This window comes from bacterium, from assembly GCA_030654305.1.
GTDB lineage: Bacteria > Krumholzibacteriota > Krumholzibacteriia > LZORAL124-64-63 > LZORAL124-64-63 > PNOJ01.
The window spans coordinates 1-1,295 of record JAURXS010000520.1 but is presented as its reverse complement, the minus strand read 5'-3'; the positions used below and the strand labels follow the sequence as shown (position 1 = coordinate 1,295).

The window sequence follows — 1,295 nt, the reverse complement described above, 5'->3', positions numbered from 1 at the left end:
CGCGGCCGGCTGCGCACGCTGGTCAACGGCCTGGAAACGGCCAACGACGCCAAGGCCTACGAGGTGGGCTTCGCATACAGCGGCGGCCGGATGCACCTGAAGACCTTCAAGGAGGTGACCCATGCCGCGCCGTGACTCCCGGCCGCTGCGCCTTCGCCGCGCTGCCCCGGCAGCGAGGGTGGCCATGGCGCCAGGTTCCCTGACACCCCGCTGGTTCCGTTCGGTCGCCGCATGGGCGCCCCTGACAGGCCTGCTCGCAGCCGCAGCCCCGGCAACCGCGCTGCAGGTGCTGGATGCCCGCGACGGCGTGGCCGTCGAGGCCGTGCTGTCGATCAAGGAGCCCACGCGCATCCGCATCGAGGGCGCCCCGATCACGGACGTGTTCGGCAACATCCATTCCAGCAATTGCGGCCCTGCCGCGCCGTCCTCCAGCGGCAGCAACGGGGCACCGCCCGCTGCCGCGTTGCCGGCCGTGAACCCGGCAGGAGAGATCGTGCTGGAGTGCGATCGCGACAAGGGCGAGATCTACATCCGCCCGGTCGGCGACTCGCCCAAGCCTGTCAACCTGTTCATCTCGTCGGCGCACGCCACCTACACGCTGGTGCTGCGCAAGGCGGACACACCTGCCGACACCATCGTCATCCGCGACCCCGGCCAACGGGCGCTGCAGGCGATGCAGTCACCGACCGGCGCCGCGGGCTCGCAGACACCGCTGGGCACCGCCCCCAACCACATCCGGGGGCTGAAGACGCTGCTCCTGGCGATGGCGTCCGACCGCGTGCCGCCCGACATCCGTGTGGACGAGCTCAACCAGCTGATCCAGCTCTGGGCGGAAGCCAGGTTCTCGCTGATGCGGCGCTACGAGGGCCGGGGTCTGGTGGGTGAGAAGTACCTGCTGCAGAACGTGAGCCAGGCCGTGATGGTGCTGGCGGAGCAGGAGTTCGACCGGCCCGACAGCCCCTCGGGTGGACAGGTGCTGGCCGTGGCTGTCGAGCACCACAACCTGCGCCCGGGCGAGACCACCAACGTCTTCGTCTTCCGCCGCGGAGGCCAGTGATGGTGTCGCCCCTGCCTCCCTCCGCAGCCGCCCTTCGCCAGTCGGCCACCCGCCTCGGCGCGCAACTGGCCGAGCGGATGACGCCACGCCAGCGCCAGTTCGCGCTGCTCGGCGCGATCGTCGCCGCCGGCGTGGGCCTGCTCTGGCTGATCTTCGCGTCCACGGACACCGGGGCGTCGTCGAGTTCTCGCAAGCCGGCCGCCGGCGCGCCAGGGCCGGTCACCAACATCGGCGTCAT

The 1,295-nt window shown here is 71.0% G+C and carries 3 protein-coding genes; all 3 read left to right on the top strand.

The annotated features are described in order from the left end of the window. Positions 1–9 precede the first annotated feature (9 nt). The gene (locus Q7W29_14705; GenBank protein ID MDO9173072.1) at positions 10–135 is read left to right on the top strand and encodes a hypothetical protein; all 126 of its coding nucleotides are present in this window, start codon (positions 10–12) and stop codon (positions 133–135) included. Between the two features lie 49 nt (positions 136–184). Continuing rightward, entirely contained in the window at positions 185–1,057 is an 873-nt protein-coding gene (locus Q7W29_14700) for a type-F conjugative transfer system secretin TraK (GenBank protein MDO9173071.1), read from the top strand. Further along, a partial coding sequence (locus Q7W29_14695; protein MDO9173070.1) for a conjugal transfer protein TraB occupies positions 1,057–1,295 on the top strand: 239 nt, incomplete at its 3' end. The genes Q7W29_14700 and Q7W29_14695, both read left to right, overlap by 1 nt.